This is a genomic window from Dehalobacterium formicoaceticum, from assembly GCF_002224645.1.
GTDB lineage: Bacteria > Bacillota > Dehalobacteriia > Dehalobacteriales > Dehalobacteriaceae > Dehalobacterium > Dehalobacterium formicoaceticum.
Genome location: NZ_CP022121.1, coordinates 1,122,501 through 1,142,881, shown reverse-complemented (window position 1 = coordinate 1,142,881; position 20,381 = coordinate 1,122,501). Strand labels below are relative to the sequence as shown.

Genomic DNA, 20,381 nt, shown 5'->3' with positions numbered 1-20,381 from the left:
ACAGCTACACCACCCTCCTAAAAAGCAATCAACTTACAGCCATTTTTTGCGCCAGAAGAATAATATCATAGCCAGGCTAATCAAAAGCATCACGCCTAGCACCGCCGGATAGGCCCACTGGTATTTCAGTTCCGGCATAAAGATAAAATTCATCCCGTATAAGCTGGTGATAAAAGTCAGCGGAATAAAAATTGTGGAAATGACCGTCAGCACTTTCATGATTTCATTCATGCGATTACTGACGCTGGACAAGTAAATATCCAGCATTCCGGAAAGCATTTCACGATAATTCTCAATCACATCCAACATGTCAATGACGTGATCGTATACATCCCTTAAATATACCGTCGTGGTACTATGAATCAAAGATGTGACCCCTCTTTCCATATTACCAATTACTTCCCTTAACGGCCAGAGGGCGCGCCTAAGCTGCAGCATCTGTCTTTTCATCCGGTGAATGGCATGAATTGCTTCTTTGTCAGGATCATAAATCAGTCTTTCTTCCAGTTGCTCCAATTCTTCACCCAATTTTTCAAGCACGGAAAAATAACTGTCCACGATCGCATCCACCAGGGAATAAGCCAAAAAATCAGCCTTCTTTTTGCGGATTAATCCTTTATTGCTGACCACTCGTTCCCAAACTGCATGGAAGAAAAATTCCTCCTTTTCTTCAAAGGTAATCACAATCTTTTCCCCCACCAGCATACTGACCTGAGAAATAGGGATGTTTTCTTCTTGCTCCCAACTATGGATACTCTTTAAAACAACAAAAAAGTATGCTCCGTAATCTTCAAATTTGGGGCGTTGCATAGTATTTACAATACCCTCCAATGCCAGCATATGAATATGGAATTTCTCACCCAGCTGCTCCAATAAAGCGGTATCACCGAGACCGGTCACTCTGATCCAGGTCACATCATAATCTTCATCAAAAGAAGCGCGGGACGAGATCGACTCCACCGAGATTTCTTCCTCATGATATGCCCCCTCACGATACCTGAGAACCTGCACATAACTCCCCCCCATGGTCACAAATCATCGCCACAGCCTGTGCGGCCAGACCTTCCTCTCTCCCTGTAAAACCCAATCTTTCGGTAGTGGTGGCCTTGACATTCACCCGGTCTCTCTCAATGCCCAAGACACCGGCAATGTTTTGACACATGGTTTCAATATAGGGTGCCAGCTTTGGCCGTTCAGCCACGATGACCACGTCCAGATTATGAACCCGATAACCCTTTTGTTGCAGAAGGGATTGCACTTCCTTTAATAAAACCATACTGGAAACCCCTTGATACTCAGGATCTGTGTCAGGAAAATGTTTTCCGATGTCTCCTAATCCGGCAGCGCCTAACAGGGCATCCATGATGGCATGAAGTGCCACATCTGCATCAGAATGACCCAGAAGACCCGATGGATAAGGGATTTCCACACCCCCCAAAATCAGTTTTCGGCCGGGCACCATGGCATGAACATCATAACCGCAACCTATCCTCACCTGTATCCTCTCCTTTCTAAAATGAGCGCTGCCAAATCAAAATCTTCCGGCGTGGTGATTTTGATGTTCTCATAATTACCTGGAATGATTTTAACCCTCATTCCAGAGCGTTCCACCAGAGAAGCATCATCTGTCCCCCTAAAATTCTCCTCCAAAGCCTTACGATAGGCAAACTGCAGGATCTCCTTGGGAAACACCTGAGGGGTCTGGGCAATCCATAATTTTGAACGATCTAAAGTACCCTGCACGATATCCCCCTCGCCAATTTCCTTAATCGTATCCTTCACCGGAACAGCCAAAATCGCCCCATCCTGGGCGTCGTCTGTGGCAACTGCTTTAATAATTTTCTCCAAGTCTGAACGCAACAATAGTGGCCGCGCGCCATCATGCACGGCCACTATCTCAGATTGTGGTGAAATTCCTTTCAATCCGTTGAGAACAGAATGAAAACGATCTTCTCCCCCCGTTATAATCCGGGGGATTTTTGAAAATTCATATTCTTTGATTAAGCGACGACAGTAATCCTCTTCACCGGAGGATGCCACCAGAATGATTTCCTGAATGAAAGGACATGACTCAAAAATTTCCAAGGTATGAACCAAAACAGGTTTGCCTTTGAGCATCAAAAATTGCTTGTTCACATCTTTTTTCATTCTGCTTCCCCGACCGGCAGCCGGGATAACCCCTGTTATGTTATGCAATGGAACTCACTCCTACTGTCCAAATCATTACTGATATTTGATCTTTTATCCATTTGCTTGGGTTTGGCAAATATCATCCTTCCTGCTGCCGTTTGCAAAACACTGGTCACGATCACTTCAATAACTTGACCCATAAATCTTCGACCATTTTCTACTACAATCATGGTACCATCATCAAGATATCCGATCCCTTGGCCCAATTCCTTGCCCTCTTTCATCAGCCGCACAACCATTTCTTCCCCCGGCAGCACCACCGGTTTGACAGCATTCGCCAACTCATTAATATTTAAAACCATTACACCCTGCAGCTGGGCAACCTTATTAAGATTAAAATCATTGGTTACCACATAACCTTTCATATCTTTGGCTAATCGAATTAATTTGCTGTCCACTTCTGCGATATCATCATAATCCTTGTCCACAATTTCCAGCATCATATCGAAATCTTGCCTTAGTTTATTCAGGATATCCAATCCCCGCCGTCCCCGGTTCCTTTTTAATAAATCCGAAGAATCCGCAATATGCTGTAATTCCTCTAAAACAAAATTGGGGATCACTATGGTTCCTTCAATAAAGCCTGTTTTACATATATCGGAAATCCTGCCGTCAATAATCACACTGGTATCTAAAATCTTGCAAGGTATTTTGGGGCCGCTGCTTTTTTGCAGTTTTTCTTTTTCTTTGGTGGCAAAACGCTTGAGAGCGAATAAGAAGGAAAGAATTTCTTCTCTTTTTTTGATCCCAAAAGAAAGCCCTACATATCCCAAAAACAAACTAACCGCTAAAGACAAATAAGGCCCGACATATTTAATCCGTGCTATAGACGCGCCAAACTGATTGGCAATAAAAAGACCAATTATAAGTCCGATTGCTCCCCCTACAATGTCTTGAATGGGTATCTTAAACAGCTGATTCAAAGACCAATTGGTAAAACGTTGAATTCCTGTGATAATACCGGGTGCCGCCATAAAACCAATCAGAAAGAATCCTAACACGCCAAAAGATATAACTGCCCACCACATGGCACCGTTCAGGTTGCCCCAAAAGTATGCTGCTAAAAACCTGCTTAAATAAAAACCACCAAAGGCTGAAGCTGCACCAATTAAAAAGCGGATAACTTTCTTAACCATCATCTCACCTCCTTTCCTCATCCCTATTATTTTGCACGCTATAAGGTACATTATACGTCATTAATGGAAAATGTTTCAACTATTAATTAGAAAACTTTGCTTGCCGCCAAGGCGAAGATAAAAATTTAAATTTCGAAAAGTAAAAAAATAGCCCAACTATTTGGGCTTCTATAAAAATTAAGACAAGACATTGGCAGCTTCTTTCCCCAGAGCCCTATCGATCAAAGAGGCCACCACCTCTTCATCCTGGTTCCTGCATAAAACCAATTCACTGATAAGGATCTGTCTGGCATAGTCCAACATCTTTTTTTCTCCGGAAGACAAAGATTTTTCCCGATCCCGAAGCATTAAATTTCTCACAACTTCAGTAACCTCATAAATGTTACCGCTTTTAATTTTTTCCATATTCGCTCGGTAGCGGCGGTTCCAATTAGATGACATGGGACTTTTACTTTCATTTAATATTGACATGACCTTTTTGAATCCAGAATCATCAATTACCTGGCGCAATCCGATTTCATCTACACTATCCCTGGGGACCATAACTTTCATATCTCCGATAGGAATACGCATTACATAATAACTTCTTTTTTCCCCCAAGATTTCTTTTTCTTCGATGGATTCAATAACACCTGCTCCATGCATGGGGTAGACAACCTTATCACCGATCCGAAACATTTCATAACCCCCCAATTATCCCTAATGTATATATTATAACAGAAATAATCCCCCATGTCAATTAAACCGATATTTTATCATACCGCCTGTACCATGTCAATGGTTTTATGAAATAAATTAATCTTTTGTAACGGATGTTAAGGAAGGTTAGGGGAGGTTTTATCACATCCTTCACATTGACAATCCAACCTGATAAAAAGTATAATATCATTACAAAAGATTTCTTCAAAGGAGTGGCAAAGGTGACCGATTTGATCTGTGATGAATTTCAAAATACAGTTTCGAAATATTTAGTACGGCATCAAAGTATTCTAGATATTCTCTCAAAAATTCAGGAATCGACCGCTCGAGTCAATAGGTCTGCTGTTAAAACCATTACCAATTGCGGTTGTCTCCAAGTCCATGCCGAAAAAAAAGAATTGTCTCCTGACGCAACTTTCGATGACTTTGCCATTGCCAAGCTGCTGGATAATAATCTGAAAGGCAAAATCTGTGCCGACTGTAAAGAAACCCTGGAAAATGAATTAGGTAAAACCTTCTTTTATATCGCAGCTTTGTGCAATTCTATGGATATAAATCTATATGATGTCATCTTAAAAGAAAATAAAAAGCTATCAACCCTGCGTATTTTTAATCTAACTTAACGATCTGACTTAAAGGGCACCTTGAGCGGTGCCTTTTTTATTACCTGCCCATTAAGTGAAACTTCTATCAGTAGGGTTTTCTTCATCCCCTGCTGATAGTTAGTTGAACCAATCAGGAACTTAACGTCCGTTGTGGGGTCTTACGGACGGTTAGTGCGTGAAAATGACATCCAAGGCTTCCTTCACGCTGCCCACCGGCAGCACGGTAAGACCAAGATCTTGGTTCATTTTATTCCCCTGAGGAATCAAGGCTGTCTTAAAACCCATTTTAACAGCTTCTTTCAGCCTTCGTTCCAAGTTCGTGACGGCTCTCACTTCGCCATTTAAACCGATCTCCCCCATAACAACTGTGTGTCCGTCTATTTCCTGATCACGAAAGCTGGAAGCCACCGCCACGGCTATGGCTAAATCAGCGGCAGGATCATCAATCTTTACTCCCCCGGCGATGTTCACATAAATATCCTGACTGCCTAAATGCATGCCTACAATCTTATCCAAAACCGCTAAAATGATCAATGTTTTATTATAGTCCACTCCGGAGGTTAAACGCCGCGGGTTGCCAAAAGAGGTTGACGCCGATAAAGCCTGTACCTCCAGCAGAACCGGCCGGGTACCCTGCATCGTACTGAATACCACCGAACCGGAAACACCCTGGGGCCTTTGAGATAAGAATAATTGAGAAAGATTGGATACGGAAACCAATCCCTGATGCTGCATATCAAAAACGGCAATTTCATTGGTGGAACCGAAACGGTTTTTTATGGCCCGCAGTATCCGGAAGGAGTTCTGCCTTTCTCCTTCAAAATACAGGACCGTATCTACCATATGTTCCAGTACTCGGGGACCGGCCAGCATCCCCTCCTTGGTTACATGTCCCACCAAAACCAAAGCCAATCCGCTCCCTTTGGCAAAACCCATAGCCTCAGCTGCACACTGCCGAACTTGAGTGACACTTCCCGGTGCCGCAGATATTTCCGGTAAATAAGCTGTCTGGATAGAGTCAATAATCATCAATACAGGAGCCTCTTTCTGCGCGTAGATCAAGACCTGTTCCATATTTGTTTCCGTCAGGAGTAAAATATTGGGATGGATCGTACCTAATCGTTCCGCCCGCATTTTTATCTGATGGGCAGATTCTTCCCCCGAAACGTAAAGCACCTTACCATATTTTATGGCAACCTCATATGCCACCTGCAAAAGTAAAGTAGATTTGCCGATTCCCGGTTCACCCCCCACCAAAATCAGGGATCCGGGAACTATACCCCCTCCCAAAACCCCTTTTAATTCTTCATTATCTAATAGCAAACGGTCTTCTTCCTTTGTTTGAACATGGGTAATCGGCATGGGACCGGCGGCGGAAGTGTTCCTTTCAAAACCGGCAGTTTGCGTCTTCTTCGGTGCTATGATTTCCTCATCCATGGTGTTCCATGCTCCGCAGCCAGGGCATTTCCCCTGCCATTTAACTGAATCATGTCCGCATTCCCGACAGACAAAAATTCTCTTGCTTTTCGCCAAAACCGTGGCCTCCTTCATATACCTTAACATCCTGCCTTAGGGAAAGATGACAGAGCATTAAAAGAAAGGCAGGGCCAAAACCTGCCCTGCCGCATAGATCAATGCTGAACCAATCTGCACTTTTTTAATTCGTTGCTCCTGATAAGATTCCCTCTTTTTTTCCAAGAACGATTTGGTCGTCTTTCAAATCAACGAGAATACGGTCCCCTTCCTGAAACTCTTGCTTAAGCAAGGCTTCCGATAAAGGATCCTCAACAAATCTCAGAATTGCCCTTCTTAAAGGACGGGCACCAAAGACTTCATCATATCCTTCCCGAGCCAAAAATGATTTGGCCTCTGCTGTTACTTCCAGGGTAAAACCTTGCTCCTCCACCCTTTTATTTAGTTCATTGATCATTAAGGTGACAATCTCTCCGATATGATCCTGGTTAAGGGCATGGAAGACAATAATTTCATCAATACGATTGAGAAATTCCGGCCGGAAGGTGCGCTTCATTTCCTCCATGATCCGATCCCTCATGGCATTGTAATCGTCGTCCGCCGAAACAGTGGAGGTGAAACCCAGTTTTGTTTCCTTGCGAATGGTGGTTGCCCCCACATTGGAGGTCATAATGATCACAGTATTTCTGAAATCCACCGTCCGCCCTTTGGAGTCTGTCAACCGCCCGTCTTCTAAAACTTGTAACAGAATATTAAATACTTCCGGATGAGCTTTTTCGATTTCATCTAACAGAACAACGGAATAAGGTTTTCTCCGAACAGCCTCCGTTAATTGTCCGCCTTCTTCGTATCCCACATACCCCGGAGGAGCTCCTACCAACCGTGAGACGGCATGTTTTTCCATATATTCCGACATATCAATCCGGATCAAAGCATCTTCCGAGCCAAACATGCTTTCCGCCAGGGCACGTGCTAATTCCGTTTTACCAACACCAGTAGGACCCAGGAAGATAAAGGAACCTACCGGCCTTTTCGGATCCTTCAAACCGGAATGAGCTCTGCGCAGAGCACGGGAAATCGCTTTAACCCCTTCATCCTGCCCGATGACTCTGGCATGAAGAATTTCCTCTAAGTTGAGTAAACGGTCTTTTTCCTCCTGCTGCATCTTGTTCACAGGAATACCTGTCCAATTGGATAAAACCTGGGCAATATCTTCCGCCCGCACGACCCATTTTTCCTCTTCTTTTTCTTTCGTCCACTGCTGCTTTAAGCTATTTAGTTCTTCTGCTGCTGCCTTTTCTTTATCTCTCAGCTGCGCCGCTTTTTCAAATTCCTGGGCATTAATGGCAGCATCTTTTTCTTTTCTGAGGGACTCTAATTTTTCCTCTTGCTGCTTCAAATCAGGAGGAGCGGTATGCACCGATAGCCGCACCTTGGAAGAAGCTTCGTCCATCAGGTCAATGGCTTTATCGGGAAGAAAACGATCTGTGATATATCGATGGGAAAGATTTACGGCCGCTTCCAAGGCTTCGTCCGTGATCTTTACCCGATGGTGCGCTTCATAGCGATCCCGCAGACCCCGCAAAATTTCCAGGGTATCCTCCGGAGTTGGTTCATCCACCGTGATCGGTTGGAATCTTCTTTCTAAAGCAGCATCCTTTTCAATATGCTTGCGATACTCATCTAAGGTTGTCGCCCCAATGCATTGCAGTTCTCCACGTGCCAAAGCAGGTTTTAAAATGTTGGCAGCATCAATTGCCCCTTCTGCCGCTCCGGCACCGATCAGTGTATGCAGTTCATCAATAAAGAGAATGACATTTTCAGCTTCCCGGACCTCATCCATCACCTTTTTTAATCTTTCCTCAAACTCTCCACGATACTTGGATCCTGCTACCAAAGAAGACATGTCCAAGGTCACAACCCGCTTATCTTTTATAGTTTCCGGCACTTTCCCCTCGATAATTTTCTCAGCCAGGCCTTCTGCAATCGCGGTTTTCCCCACACCAGGTTCACCAATTAAAACCGGGTTATTTTTGGTACGGCGGCTCAAAACCTGAATCACCCTCTGAATCTCTTTAGCCCGGCCGATAACGGGATCCAGTTTTCCCTGTCGTGCCATCTCAGTTAAATCCCTGCTGTAACTATCTAAAGAAGGTGTATTCGAGGCTGGTTTTCCTTTTTTCCCTGCCTGGGGCTTGCCATCCATCATGCCGTTACTGCCGTTGGATTGGGATACTCCCCCTTGCATTTCCATCATTTTATTTCTTACTGCTTCTAAAGTTATGCCGGAAGAAATCAGGATACGGGCAGCCAAACCCTCCCCTTCTTTAATTAAGCCCAGTAAAATATGTTCCGTCGCAATATAATTTACGCCCTGGGCTAAAGCTTCTTCCCCGGCCAATTCCAATACCTTCTTGACCCGGGGTGTAAAACCGGGCTCGACACCTTCTGTCCCTTGGGAGTTAACCAGCATTTTACTAATATCAGCGGCTGCCCCGTCCAAGTTGACACCTAATTGCTGAAGTACCTTGGCAGCAATCCCCTCACCTTCCTTTAAAAGTCCTAATAATATATGCTCCGTGGCCACAGAAGGATGATTTAACCTTTTTGCTTCTACCTGAGCCAAATAAAGGACCTTTTGTGCTCTTTCCGTAAACCTATTTAACATGACTCATGACCTCCGTTTTTTTTGGTTATTTTCTCCCTAATGGTCGCTGCTCTAATCTGATCCCGCAAATGAGGCTGCATCTCCCCTTTGCCCTTTTGCTGCAAAAAAGCCATCTGTGTAGCAACCATTAAGTTATTAAATACAGTGGGATCAATGCCTTGAATAAGATTCAAGTCAATTCCCAGACGTAAATCCGATAATAATTTCATTGCTTCCTGGGAAGAAATATTTCTGGCATGGGAGAGAATCCCATAAGCTCGCCACACTCTGTCTTCCAATTGATCCTTGCCTTCTTTCAGGAACAGATTACGGGCGTTCCTTTCCTGATCAATGACCTGAAGGGTCACTGAGGTGAGATGATTTATAATATCTTCTTCCGTTAAACCTAAGGTTACCTGATTGGAAATTTGAAATAGGTTCCCTGAGGCCTCTGAACCCTCCCCATACATGCCCCGCACCGTCAGACCAATCTGACCCATGGTAGAAAAAATCTGGTATCCCATGCGTGTAAAGACCAATCCGGGCAAATGCAGCATAACTGAAGCCCGCATGCCCGTTCCTACATTGGTAGGGCAAGAAGTCAAATATCCTTTTTCTTTATCAAAGGCAAATTCCAAGGTCTGTTCTAAAATGTCGTCCATTTGATTGGCAAGAACCCAGGCATCATTTAACTGCATCGCGGGAAGGAGGCATTGGATACGAAAATGATCTTCCTCATTTACCATGATACTCAGGGATTCATCTTCGCGCACGATGACACCCTTATAACCTTTACTTTGGGCAAACTGGGGACTGATCAAATGTTTCTCCACCAGCATTTGTTTTTCTAACTGGTCGATTTCATTTAAAGGAATATAATAAAAAGTGCCCATCTTTTCTCTAAAACCAGGTGTTTCAATAATGTCCTTGATAGCATTTAATATTTCCTGTTCCTTTTCCTCACTAAGCATATAAGGAAAAGGCATATTTTTAATATTTCGGGCTAATCTCACCCTGCTGCTGATCACAATATCTGCATCGGGTCCCTTTCCTTCAGTCCATTTACTATCAGGCCGGGAAAAAATATCGCCTCGATCCATCTCTATCATCTCCTCAATCCGCCATTTTCATCTCTAAATCTTTTATTTTATCCCGCACCACTGCGGCTTTTTCAAATTCTTCTTTGCTGATTAAGGTATTAAGTTCACTTTTCAGAGAATCTATTTCTTTTAAGATCTTCAGGTGACCACCCGTTCGCTCCGGTACCTTACCCTTATGGATTTCTGAACTATGAATTCTCCTAATTAATGGATTTAGTTTATCCTGAAATACGCTATAGCAGTTGCTGCAGCCTAATTTTCCTCCTTCAGCAAACTGATCGTAGGTTAAGCCGCAATTCTCACACCTTTCCAATTTATCGGTATGCTTCATACCTGAAATTGCCGGATCATGGGTCAGGAAATTAGATAAAAAGTTGTTAAAAGAAAATTTAGGATCCATCCCCCCGGCAAAGGGTGAAGAACCATGAGCGCACTCTTCGCATAGATGTTGTTCATATTTTTCATTGTTAATAATCTTCGTAAAATGCATCGTGGCCTGGTTTTGCTTACATTTATCACAGAGCATTATAAATCCTCCCTTAATAAAGAAATTAATACCGACCTCAGGATCCTTCCTCTCAATAGATCTCGTTCCGGAGCATCCAGGAGGATAGTATTTTTATCGATAATGGATTTAAGGATAATGCCCTCTTTTTTAGTCAAAAAACCCTCTTCTTCCAAACGAGTAATTAAACCTTCTCCAGATTTTTGAGAGATTAATTTTCCTTCGGTACTGTTAACTAAGTTCAATAAATCATCGTCCTGCTGTACCACCAGCTTGACTATCCTGATAAACCCACCGCCTCCCCGACGGCTTTCAATATGATAACCCTGATTATTACTGAATCTGGTCTCCAAAACATAGTTTATCTGAGAAGGTACACACATGAATTTTTCAGCCAGATCATTTCTTTTGATTTCCAGAAATCCTTCCATGCTCGTTTCTAACAATCCTTTTAAATATCTTTCTATTTCATCTGCTAATATACTCATCGTATCACTCCAATCATTTGACCTTAGTTGATCTCCTGACTTTTATTGACCTTAATTTATTATAACCATGACCGTTTGAAACATGCAACCAGTCAAATAAGTTATATTTTAGATATTTATAGTATTTTTTATGCAAATTCAATAAATATCTTCTATTTTTACGGTCTTTTATTTTATAAATAAAAAAACCCTTACAAAAAGTAAGAGTTTTTTTAAAAATGGCTCCCCGAGTTGGACTCGAACCAACAACAACTCGGTTAACAGCCGAGTGCTCTACCATTGAGCTATCAGGGATCAATCTTTATAAAATTAGAACCTGGCAACGACCTACCCTCCCAGGGACCTGCGTCCCAAGTACTATCGGCGCTGGAGAGCTTAACTTCTGTGTTCGGAATGGATACAGGTGGGGCCTCTCCGCCATCATCACCAGGAAAATGTATTCAGTTGGTTGGTAGACAGTTGGTTAGTTGGTTAGGAAAAAAATATTTTTGCCAACCATCAACTACCCGGAACAATCTACAACTGTTCTCTCAAAACTACACAGTGAGCAAATTTTATGCTTAAGATTCTCTTTAAGGTCAAGTCCTCGACCTATTAGTACCGGTCAGCTCCGGACATTACTGCCCTTCCACACCCGGCCTATCTACCAGTTCGTCTTTCTGGGGTCTTATCAGCTTTCGCTGTGGGAAATCTTATCTTAAGGGGGGCTTCGCGCTTAGATGCTTTCAGCGCTTATCCCTGCCAGACTTAGCTACCCAGCTGTACCCTTGGCAGGATAACTGGTACACCAGTGGTCTGTCCATCCCGGTCCTCTCGTACTAGGGACAGTGCCTCTCAAATTTCCTCCGCCTGCGACGGATAGGGACCGAACTGTCTCACGACGTTCTGAACCCAGCTCACGTACCGCTTTAATGGGCGAACAGCCCAACCCTTGGGACCTACTACAGCCCCAGGATGCGATGAGCCGACATCGAGGTGCCAAACCTCCCCGTCGATGTGGACTCTTGGGGGAGATAAGCCTGTTATCCCCGGGGTAGCTTTTATCCGTTGAGCGACGGCCCTTCCACTCGGTACCGCCGGATCACTAAGCCCGACTTTCGTCCCTGCTCGAGATGTCTCTCTCGCAGTCAAGCTCCCTTCTGCCTTTACACTCTTCGCGCGATTTCCATCCGCGCTGAGGGAACCTTTGGGCGCCTCCGTTACTCTTTGGGAGGCGACCGCCCCAGTCAAACTGCCCACCTGACAATGTCCTTCAGCCGGCTTACGGCTTGAAGTTAGAATTTCAGCACATCAAGAGTGGTATCCCACCGTCGACTCCTCTGAAACTGGCGTTCCAGATTCTTAGTCTCCCACCTATCCTGTACGTGATATACCAAAATCCAATGTCAGGCTGCAGTAAAGCTCCACGGGGTCTTTCTGTCCTGTCGCAGGTAACCGGTATCTTCACCGGTATTACAATTTCGCCGAGTCCCTTGTTGAGACAGTGCCCAAATCGTTACGCCTTTCGTGCGGGTCGGAACTTACCCGACAAGGAATTTCGCTACCTTAGGACCGTTATAGTTACGGCCGCCGTTTACTGGGGCTTCAATTCAAAGCTTCACCTTTCGGTTGACCTCTCCTCTTAACCTTCCAGCACCGGGCAGGCGTCAGCACCTATACGTCGTCTTTCGACTTTGCAGGCACCTGTGTTTTTGCTAAACAGTCGCTTGGGCCTTTTCTCTGCGGCCTCTTCATGCTCAGTCTGTTAAAAACCTCACACTACAAAGGCACCCCTTCTCCCGAAGTTACGGGGTCATTTTGCCGAGTTCCTTAACAAGGGTTCTCTCGCGCGCCTTAGGATTCTCACCCCACCTACCTGTGTCGGTTTACGGTACAGGCACCTGGCTCCTCGTTAGAGGCTTTTCTTGACAGTGTGGGATCAATCAGTTCGCTACTTATTTTCGCTCCCCATCACCTCTCAGGATTTTTGAAAGACGGTTTTTCCTATCTTTCTCCCTACTGGCTTGGACGCACTCTACCAACGGTGCGCTTGACCTACCCTCCTGTGTCACCCCTTCCTTCAAACGGATCCAGGTGGTATCGGAATATTTACCGATTGTCCATCATCTACGCTTTTCGCCTCGACTTAGGTCCTGACTTACCCTGGGCGGACGAGCCTTCCCCAGGAACCCTTAGGTTTTTGGCGGGCAGGATTCTCACCTGCCTTTTCGCTTACTCATACCGGCATTCTCACTACTCAACTCTCCAGCTGTCCTTCCGGTCAACCTTCAACGCGCTGAGTACGCTCCCCTACCGATTGTATTTCTACAATCCCGAAGCTTCGGTGGTGTGCTTGAGCCCCGTTACATTTTCGGCGCAGGGTCACTCGACCAGTGAGCTATTACGCACTCTTTAAATGGTGGCTGCTTCTAAGCCAACATCCTGGTTGTTTTAGCAACTCTACATCCTTTTCCACTTAGCACACACTTTGGGACCTTAGCTGTCGATCTGGGCTGTTTCCCTTTCGACTATGAAGCTTATCCCCCACAGTCTGACTCCCAAGCTAAATTTATGGCATTCGCAGTTTGTGAGAGTTCGGTAACCTGGTTAGGCCCCTAGCTCGAACAGTGCTCTACCGCCATAAATCATCTCTTGAGGCTAGCCCTAAAGCTATTTCGGGGAGAACCAGCTATCTCTTGGTTCGATTGGCATTTCACCCCTACCCACAATTCATCCGCTCACTTTTCAACGTAAGTCGGTTCGGGCCTCCACTCAGTCTTACCTGAGCTTCACCCTGACCATGGGTAGATCACCAAGTTTCGGGTCTACAACAACGAACTCTTCGCCCTATTAAGACTCGCTTTCGCTTCGGCTCCGTCTTCTCGACTTAACCTCGCTCGTTATCGTAACTCGCCGGTCCATTCTACAAAAGGTACGCCATCACACATATATAGTGCTCTGACAGTTTGTAAGCATACGGTTTCAGGTTCTTTTTCACTCCCCTCCCGGGGTTCTTTTCACCTTTCCCTCACGGTACTGGTTCACTATCGGTCGCCAAGGAGTATTTAGCCTTGGGGGGTGGTCCCCCCGGATTCCCACGGGGTTTCTCGTGTCCCGCGGTACTTGGGATACTCTCCAGCACTTCCGCCTTTCGCCTACAGGATTGTTACCCTCTGTGATGGGCCTTTCCAGACCTCTTCGGCTAGGCTTCCATGCTACTGATGAAAGTCCCGCAACCCCGGTTGCCTAAGCAACCGGTTTAGGCTCTTCCCGTTTCGCTCGCCGCTACTCGGGGAATCGAGTTTTCTTTCTCTTCCTCTGGGTACTTAGATGTTTCAGTTCCCCAGGTTGTCTTCATACACCTATTTATTCAGTGCATGATGACTGGATACTACTCCAGCCGGGTTTCCCCATTCGGACATCTCCGGTTCTACGCCTGCTTGCGGCTTACCGAAGCTTTTCGCAGCTTACCACGTCCTTCTTCGACTCTTGGCGCCAAGGCATCCACCGTACGCTCTTTTTACCTTGACCTTGCTTTTTTAGTTGGTCAGTTGGTTAGTTGGAAAGTTGGTTAGGTAAAACCAAATCTTTTTACTAACTACTAACTACTAACTACTATCTACTAATTACTCTTAGATGATGAATCCTAAGCATTCTGTAATACTCAGCTCTCGCTGAGTTACCTTTTTTTGCTTCACTGTGTAATTTTCAAAGAACAATTTTTCTCACATTCTCACATTCTCAGGAACTCCAGTCCCTGAAAACCAAACAGTACTTCAGCCTGATGTATCGACCTTAGGATACACTTGTTAAAGTGTTACTCCTTAGAAAGGAGGTGATCCAGCCGCACCTTCCGATACGGCTACCTTGTTACGACTTCACCCCAATCATCAGCCCCACCTTCGGCGACTGCTTCCTTGCGGTTCGCTCATCGACTTCGGGTGTTGCCAACTTTCGTGGTGTGACGGGCGGTGTGTACAAGACCCGGGAACGTATTCACCGCGATATGCTGACTCGCGATTACTAGCGATTCCGACTTCATGCAGGCGAGTTGCAGCCTGCAATCCGAACTGAGACCGGCTTTTTGGGATTCGCTCCAGATCACTCCTTAGCCTCCCTCTGTACCGGCCATTGTAGCACGTGTGTAGCCCAGGACATAAAGGGCATGATGATTTGACGTCATCCCCACCTTCCTCCGGTTTGTCACCGGCAGTTCCTTTAGAGTGCCCACCTTAAATGCTGGCAACTAAAAGTAGGGGTTGCGCTCGTTGCGGGACTTAACCCAACATCTCACGACACGAGCTGACGACAACCATGCACCACCTGTCTCCTTGCTCAACCCGAAGGTTGAGAGACTGTATTTCTACAGCTGTCAAGGGATGTCAAGCCCTGGTAAGGTTCTTCGCGTTGCGTCGAATTAAACCACATGCTCCACCGCTTGTGCGGGTCCCCGTCAATTCCTTTGAGTTTCAACCTTGCGGCCGTACTCCCCAGGCGGGGTACTTATTGCGTTAACTCCGGCACAGAAGGGGTCGATACCTCCTACACCTAGTACCCATCGTTTACGGCGTGGATTACCGGGGTATCTAATCCCGTTCACTCCCCACGCTTTCGCGCCTCAGCGTCAGTTACAGTCCAGAAAGTCGCCTTCGCCACTGGTGTTCCTCCTAATATCTACGCATTTCACCGCTACACTAGGAATTCCACTTTCCTCTCCTGTCCTCAAGAATATCAGTTTTAAGTGCAGTCCTAAGGTTAAGCCCTAAGTTTTCACACCTAACTTAATATCCCGCCTACGCGCCCTTTACGCCCAGTAATTCCGGACAACGCTTGCTCCCTACGTATTACCGCGGCTGCTGGCACGTAGTTAGCCGGAGCTTCCTCAAAAGGTACCGTCACCTCTTTACATTATTCACATAAAGAGACTTCTTCCCTTATGACAGAACTTTACGACCCGAAGGCCTTCTTCATTCACGCGGCGTTGCTCCGTCAGGCTTGCGCCCATTGCGGAAGATTCCCCACTGCTGCCTCCCGTAGGAGTCTGGGCCGTGTCTCAGTCCCAGTGTGGCCGGTCACCCTCTCAGGCCGGCTACTGATCGTTGCCTTGGTAAGCCGTTACCCTACCAACTAGCTAATCAGACGCGGGTCCATCCTTAATCGGTAGCATTTTCAGAGGCCACCTTTCCTCTTAATTCGATGCCAAATCAAGAGATTATCCGGTATTAGCAGCCGTTTCCAGCTGTTGTCCCGGTGTTTAGGGTAGGTTACCCACGCGTTACTCACCCGTCCGCCACTAAGATAAAAAATTCAGTAAACTGTTTCTTTTATCTCCGTTCGACTTGCATGTGTTAAGCACGCCGCCAGCGTTCGTCCTGAGCCAGGATCAAACTCTCCAATAAAAATTTTATTTCTATCGAGGTTTAATTGGCTCGATTCAATTACCTTATTAAACTTATCAAAGTTATTTTCAGGTTTCGCATTTTTTAATGTTTGCAGTCTCCCCTTTCGAGGTTCCTGCTCAACATCAGGCTTTGTTACTGTTCAGTTTTCAAAGACCAGCTTGAATAGCTTATCAAATCACTATCGGTTTGTCAAGCACTTTTTCTTTTCTTGCCTTGCCCTCTCTCGAGCGCTTGATCAGTATATCAAACTAATCATGCCCTGTCAACCTTCTTTTTTAAATAATTCTATGTCAGAAAATTCTGTGTCATCTTGAATGACGATACGGTTTTTGCCGTTTCTTTTTGCTGAATATAGTTTATGATCCGCATAATTAATAAATTTCTCGGCAGTCATTTCCAGATCTTGAGTAGTATGCAAACCAATAGATATTGTAAGGGGAATTTGCTTATCCTCATAATTTATGTCGATTTTTTCAATGCTGCTGCGGATATGTTCAGCAATATCATAAGCTTCACTGCTTCCCGTATTATTAAGGCAAATTAGAAACTCATCGCCGCCGTACCTGGCCACCCACCCATTTTCTGATCGTATATTCTTTCCTAACATCTCTGCAACCATTTTCAGAACCTGGTCTCCCACCACATGCCCAAAATGATCATTGATCTCCTTTAAATTATCAAGATCTAAAAGAAATAAAGAAACGGGAGAATTGTTTATCGCAGCATTGGAAATATCCATTGGTAAACGACTATTAATAAAACGTCGATTGTAAAGAGAGGTCAAAGAATCTCGAATAACTAGATCATTTATTTCCGCAACTGTGTGTTGCATGGTATGCCCTTCATTGTAATCTCCATAACCCAGGATAATTTGATCTGTGGCATTTTTGAGCAGTTCCAATACCAAAGGTTGTCCACCCATTTCCAAAGGTACAGCTGTGACTACAAACAAATATTCTGGGCCTTGCTCTAGCTTCACAAAACTCTTATTCTCATAATATGCCCGCAAAGAAATACAGTTTTCACATATTCCGCCACTCATCCAATATTTATAACAAATTGTCCTCGCTTCTCCTGCAGCACAATTACCCCAATCTAAAACTTGTTTACACACAGGATCTACAATTCTCACTGCGTCGTACATTTTTTTTAATAAGTTCAAAGATTGAGCTAACATATCCAATGTAATCTCTTCACTCATCGTACAATCATCTCCAATTATACAAAAATAATATTCCAGGAGTTGTTTACATGATTATTTTCATATGTTCACAAAAACGAGAATGGCTGGCTCATATTATTCAATAATCTTACATCATATTTTATATAGGAAATCATCTTATGTCAAAGCAAAGGGAGCCTACCTGGTCCCCAAAACTTATGCTTTCTGATATAGATACAGAAAAAAACCCTTACAAAAAGTAAGAGTTTTTTAAAAATGGCTCCCCGAGTTGGACTCGAACCAACAACAACTCGGTTAACAGCCGAGTGCTCTACCATTGAGCTATCAGGGATCAATCTTTATAAAATTAGAACCTGGCAACGACCTACCCTCCCAGGGACCTGCGTCCCAAGTACTATCGGCGCTGGAGAGCTTAACTTCTGTGTTCGGAATGGATACAGGTGGGGCCTCTCCGCCATCATCACCAGGAAAATGTATTCAGTTGGAAACGGTTGGTCAGTTGGTCAGTTGGTCAGGAAAAAACCTTTGCCAACCATCAACTATTTAGAACAATCTACAACTGTTCTCTCAAAACTACACAGTGAGCAAATTTTATGCTTAGAATCTATCTTAAGGTCAAGTCCTCGACCTATTAGTACCGGTCAGCTCCGGACATTACTGCCCTTCCACACCCGGCCTATCTACCAGTTCGTCTTTCTGGGGTCTTATCAGCTTTCGCTGTGGGAAATCTTATCTTAAGGGGGGCTTCGCGCTTAGATGCTTTCAGCGCTTATCCCTGCCAGACTTAGCTACCCAGCTGTACCCTTGGCAGGATAACTGGTACACCAGTGGTCTGTCCATCCCGGTCCTCTCGTACTAGGGACAGTGCCTCTCAAATTTCCTCCGCCTGCGACGGATAGGGACCGAACTGTCTCACGACGTTCTGAACCCAGCTCACGTACCGCTTTAATGGGCGAACAGCCCAACCCTTGGGACCTACTACAGCCCCAGGATGCGATGAGCCGACATCGAGGTGCCAAACCTCCCCGTCGATGTGGACTCTTGGGGGAGATAAGCCTGTTATCCCCGGGGTAGCTTTTATCCGTTGAGCGACGGCCCTTCCACTCGGTACCGCCGGATCACTAAGCCCGACTTTCGTCCCTGCTCGAGATGTCTCTCTCGCAGTCAAGCTCCCTTCTGCCTTTACACTCTTCGCGCGATTTCCATCCGCGCTGAGGGAACCTTTGGGCGCCTCCGTTACTCTTTGGGAGGCGACCGCCCCAGTCAAACTGCCCACCTGACAATGTCCTTCAGCCGGCTTACGGCTTGAAGTTAGAATTTCAGCACATCAAGAGTGGTATCCCACCGTCGACTCCTCTGAAACTGGCGTTCCAGATTCTTAGTCTCCCACCTATCCTGTACGTGATATACCAAAATCCAATGTCAGGCTGCAGTAAAGCTCCACGGGGTCTTTCTGTCCTGTCGCAGGTAACCGGTATCTTCACCGGTATTACAATTTCGCCGAGTCCCTTGTTGAGACAGTGCCCAAATCGTTACGCCTTTCGTGCGGGTCGGAACTTACCCGACAAGGAATTTCGCTACCTTAGGACCGTTATAGTTACGGCCGCCGTTTACTGGGGCTTCAATTCAAAGCTTCACCTTTCCGTTGACCTCTCCTCTTAACCTTCCAGCACCGGGCAGGCGTCAGCACCTATACGTCGTCTTTCGACTTTGCAGGCACCTGTGTTTTTGCTAAACAGTCGCTTGGGCCTTTTCTCTGCGGCCTCTTCATGCTCAGTCTGTTAAAAACCTCACACTACAAAGGCACCCCTTCTCCCGAAGTTACGGGGTCATTTTGCCGAGTTCCTTAACAAGGGTTCTCTCGCGCGCCTTAGGATTCTCACCCCACCTACCTGTGTCGGTTTTCGGTACAGGCACCTGGCTCCTCGTTAGAGGCTTTTCTTGACAGTGTGGGATCAGTCAGTTCGCTACTTATTTTCGCTCCCCATCACCTCTCAGGATCTTTGAAAGACGGTTTTTCCTATCTTTCTCCCTACAGGCTTGGACGCACTCTACCAACCGTGCGCTTGACCTACCCTCCTGTGTCACCCCTTCCTTCAAACGGATCCAGGTGGTATCGGAATCTTTACCGATTGTCCATCATCTACGCTTTTCGCCTCGACTTAGGTCCTGACTTACCCTGGGCGGACGAGCCTTCCCCAGGAACCCTTAGGTTTTTGGCGGGCAGGATTCTCACCTGCCTTTTCGCTTACTCATACCGGCATTCTCACTACTGAACTCTCCAGCTCTCCTTCCGGTAAACCTTCTTCGTGTTCAGTACGCTCCCCTACCACTCAAGAAGCAAGAAGCTTCTTGAATCCGAAGCTTCGGTGGTGTGCTTGAGCCCCGTTACATTTTCGGCGCAGGGTCACTCGACCAGTGAGCTATTACGCACTCTTTAAATGGTGGCTGCTTCTAAGCCAACATCCTGGTTGTTTTAGCAACTCTACATCCTTTTCCACTTAGCACACACTTTGGGACCTTAGCTGTCGATCTGGGCTGTTTCCCTTTCGACTATGAAGCTTATCCCCCACAGTCTGACTCCCAAGATAAATTTATGGCATTCGCAGTTTGTGAGAGTTCGGTAACCTGGTTAGGCCCCTAGCTCGAACAGTGCTCTACCGCCATAAATCATCTCTTGAGGCTAGCCCTAAAGCTATTTCGGGGAGAACCAGCTATCTCTTGGTTCGATTGGCATTTCACCCCTACCCACAATTCATCCGCTCACTTTTCAACGTAAGTCGGTTCGGGCCTCCACTCAGTCTTACCTGAGCTTCACCCTGACCATGGGTAGATCACCAAGTTTCGGGTCTACAACAACGAACTTTCCGCCCTATTAAGACTCGCTTTCGCTTCGGCTCCGTCTTCTCAACTTAACCTCGCTCGTTATCGTAACTCGCCGGTCCATTCTACAAAAGGTACGCCATCACACATT

The 20,381-nt window shown here is 45.6% G+C and carries 12 protein-coding genes, 2 tRNA genes and 5 rRNA genes (1 of these 19 only partly in view); 1 reads left to right on the top strand and 18 read right to left on the bottom strand.

Going from position 1 to position 20,381, the window contains the following annotated elements; all coding sequences use genetic code 11:
• Window positions 1-33: 33 nt before the first annotated feature.
• The 5 genes from corA to CEQ75_RS05540 all read right to left on the bottom strand — a co-directional run bounded on the left by corA (window position 34) and on the right by CEQ75_RS05540 (window position 4,004).
• Complete coding sequence (corA, locus tag CEQ75_RS05560; protein ID WP_157677344.1) at window positions 34-1,011, bottom strand: magnesium/cobalt transporter CorA; 978 nt, start codon at window positions 1,009-1,011, stop codon at window positions 34-36.
• Entirely contained in the window at window positions 989-1,495 is a 507-nt protein-coding gene (ispF, locus tag CEQ75_RS05555; protein ID WP_089609446.1) for a 2-C-methyl-D-erythritol 2,4-cyclodiphosphate synthase, read from the bottom strand. Before ispF ends, corA begins: the two co-directional genes overlap by 23 nt.
• The gene (ispD, locus tag CEQ75_RS05550; RefSeq protein ID WP_242965383.1) at window positions 1,492-2,196 is read right to left on the bottom strand and encodes a 2-C-methyl-D-erythritol 4-phosphate cytidylyltransferase; all 705 of its coding nucleotides are present in this window, start codon (window positions 2,194-2,196) and stop codon (window positions 1,492-1,494) included. Before ispD ends, ispF begins: the two co-directional genes overlap by 4 nt.
• Window positions 2,184-3,329, bottom strand: a complete 1,146-nt coding sequence (locus CEQ75_RS05545; RefSeq protein WP_089609445.1) for a PIN/TRAM domain-containing protein — start codon at window positions 3,327-3,329, stop codon at window positions 2,184-2,186. The genes ispD and CEQ75_RS05545 overlap by 13 nt, the downstream gene beginning before the upstream one ends.
• Window positions 3,330-3,503: 174 nt before the next feature.
• Entirely contained in the window at window positions 3,504-4,004 is a 501-nt protein-coding gene (locus CEQ75_RS05540) for a CarD family transcriptional regulator (protein ID WP_089609444.1), read from the bottom strand.
• A 242-nt stretch (window positions 4,005-4,246) separates the two neighbouring features.
• On the opposite strand from CEQ75_RS05540, the gene CEQ75_RS05535 reads away from it, so the two are divergent.
• On the top strand, window positions 4,247-4,648 hold the full coding sequence (locus tag CEQ75_RS05535; protein ID WP_089612513.1) for a nucleoside triphosphate pyrophosphohydrolase family protein: 402 nt from the start codon (window positions 4,247-4,249) through the stop codon (window positions 4,646-4,648).
• 150 nt (window positions 4,649-4,798) lie between these two features.
• Here CEQ75_RS05535 and radA read toward each other — a convergent pair whose 3' ends face one another.
• The 13 genes from radA to CEQ75_RS05470 all read right to left on the bottom strand — a co-directional run.
• Complete coding sequence (gene radA / locus CEQ75_RS05530) at window positions 4,799-6,163, bottom strand: DNA repair protein RadA (RefSeq protein ID WP_242965382.1); 1,365 nt, start codon at window positions 6,161-6,163, stop codon at window positions 4,799-4,801.
• 124 nt (window positions 6,164-6,287) lie between these two features.
• A complete protein-coding gene (locus tag CEQ75_RS05525; protein ID WP_089609442.1) occupies window positions 6,288-8,771 on the bottom strand; it encodes an ATP-dependent Clp protease ATP-binding subunit in 2,484 nt (827 codons plus the stop codon).
• Window positions 8,765-9,850, bottom strand: coding sequence for a protein arginine kinase (locus CEQ75_RS05520; RefSeq protein ID WP_089609441.1), 1,086 nt, complete (start codon window positions 9,848-9,850; stop codon window positions 8,765-8,767). The genes CEQ75_RS05525 and CEQ75_RS05520 overlap by 7 nt, the downstream gene beginning before the upstream one ends.
• A 13-nt stretch (window positions 9,851-9,863) precedes the next feature.
• Window positions 9,864-10,376, bottom strand: coding sequence for a UvrB/UvrC motif-containing protein (locus CEQ75_RS05515; protein ID WP_089609440.1), 513 nt, complete (start codon window positions 10,374-10,376; stop codon window positions 9,864-9,866).
• A complete protein-coding gene (locus CEQ75_RS05510; RefSeq protein WP_089609439.1) occupies window positions 10,376-10,843 on the bottom strand; it encodes a CtsR family transcriptional regulator in 468 nt (155 codons plus the stop codon). The genes CEQ75_RS05515 and CEQ75_RS05510 overlap by 1 nt, the downstream gene beginning before the upstream one ends.
• Window positions 10,844-11,062: 219 nt before the next feature.
• A tRNA-Asn gene (locus CEQ75_RS05505) sits at window positions 11,063-11,137 on the bottom strand.
• Window positions 11,138-11,157: 20 nt separating this feature from the next.
• A 5S ribosomal RNA gene (rrf, locus tag CEQ75_RS05500) occupies window positions 11,158-11,274 on the bottom strand.
• 143 nt (window positions 11,275-11,417) lie between these two features.
• A 23S ribosomal RNA gene (locus CEQ75_RS05495) occupies window positions 11,418-14,353 on the bottom strand.
• Between the two features lie 297 nt (window positions 14,354-14,650).
• Window positions 14,651-16,221 (bottom strand): 16S ribosomal RNA (locus CEQ75_RS05490).
• A gap of 265 nt (window positions 16,222-16,486) precedes the next feature.
• Window positions 16,487-17,425 (bottom strand): GGDEF domain-containing protein, encoded by a 939-nt coding sequence (locus tag CEQ75_RS05485; protein WP_089609438.1) that lies wholly within the window; start codon window positions 17,423-17,425, stop codon window positions 16,487-16,489.
• Between the two features lie 238 nt (window positions 17,426-17,663).
• A tRNA-Asn gene (locus CEQ75_RS05480) sits at window positions 17,664-17,738 on the bottom strand.
• Between the two features lie 20 nt (window positions 17,739-17,758).
• Window positions 17,759-17,875: ribosomal RNA gene (gene rrf / locus CEQ75_RS05475) — 5S ribosomal RNA — on the bottom strand.
• Between the two features lie 143 nt (window positions 17,876-18,018).
• Window positions 18,019-20,381: ribosomal RNA gene (locus CEQ75_RS05470) — 23S ribosomal RNA — on the bottom strand; it runs 582 nt beyond the window's last position.
• Together the 16S, 23S and 5S rRNA genes with 2 tRNA genes alongside form the textbook arrangement of a ribosomal RNA operon.

What these genes read in the sequence shown, in the direction of transcription:
- CEQ75_RS05545 (WP_089609445.1), bottom strand. Translation starts at nt 3,329, where the DNA reads ATGATGGTTAAGAAAGTTATCCGCTTTTTAATTGGTGCAGCTTCAGCC.
- CEQ75_RS05540 (WP_089609444.1), bottom strand. Translation starts at nt 4,004, where the DNA reads ATGTTTCGGATCGGTGATAAGGTTGTCTACCCCATGCATGGAGCAGGT.
- CEQ75_RS05525 (WP_089609442.1), bottom strand. Translation starts at nt 8,771, where the DNA reads ATGTTAAATAGGTTTACGGAAAGAGCACAAAAGGTCCTTTATTTGGCT.
- CEQ75_RS05520 (WP_089609441.1), bottom strand. Translation starts at nt 9,850, where the DNA reads ATGGATCGAGGCGATATTTTTTCCCGGCCTGATAGTAAATGGACTGAA.
- CEQ75_RS05515 (WP_089609440.1), bottom strand. Translation starts at nt 10,376, where the DNA reads ATGCTCTGTGATAAATGTAAGCAAAACCAGGCCACGATGCATTTTACG.
- CEQ75_RS05510 (WP_089609439.1), bottom strand. Translation starts at nt 10,843, where the DNA reads ATGAGTATATTAGCAGATGAAATAGAAAGATATTTAAAAGGATTGTTA.
- CEQ75_RS05485 (WP_089609438.1), bottom strand. Translation starts at nt 17,425, where the DNA reads ATGAGTGAAGAGATTACATTGGATATGTTAGCTCAATCTTTGAACTTA.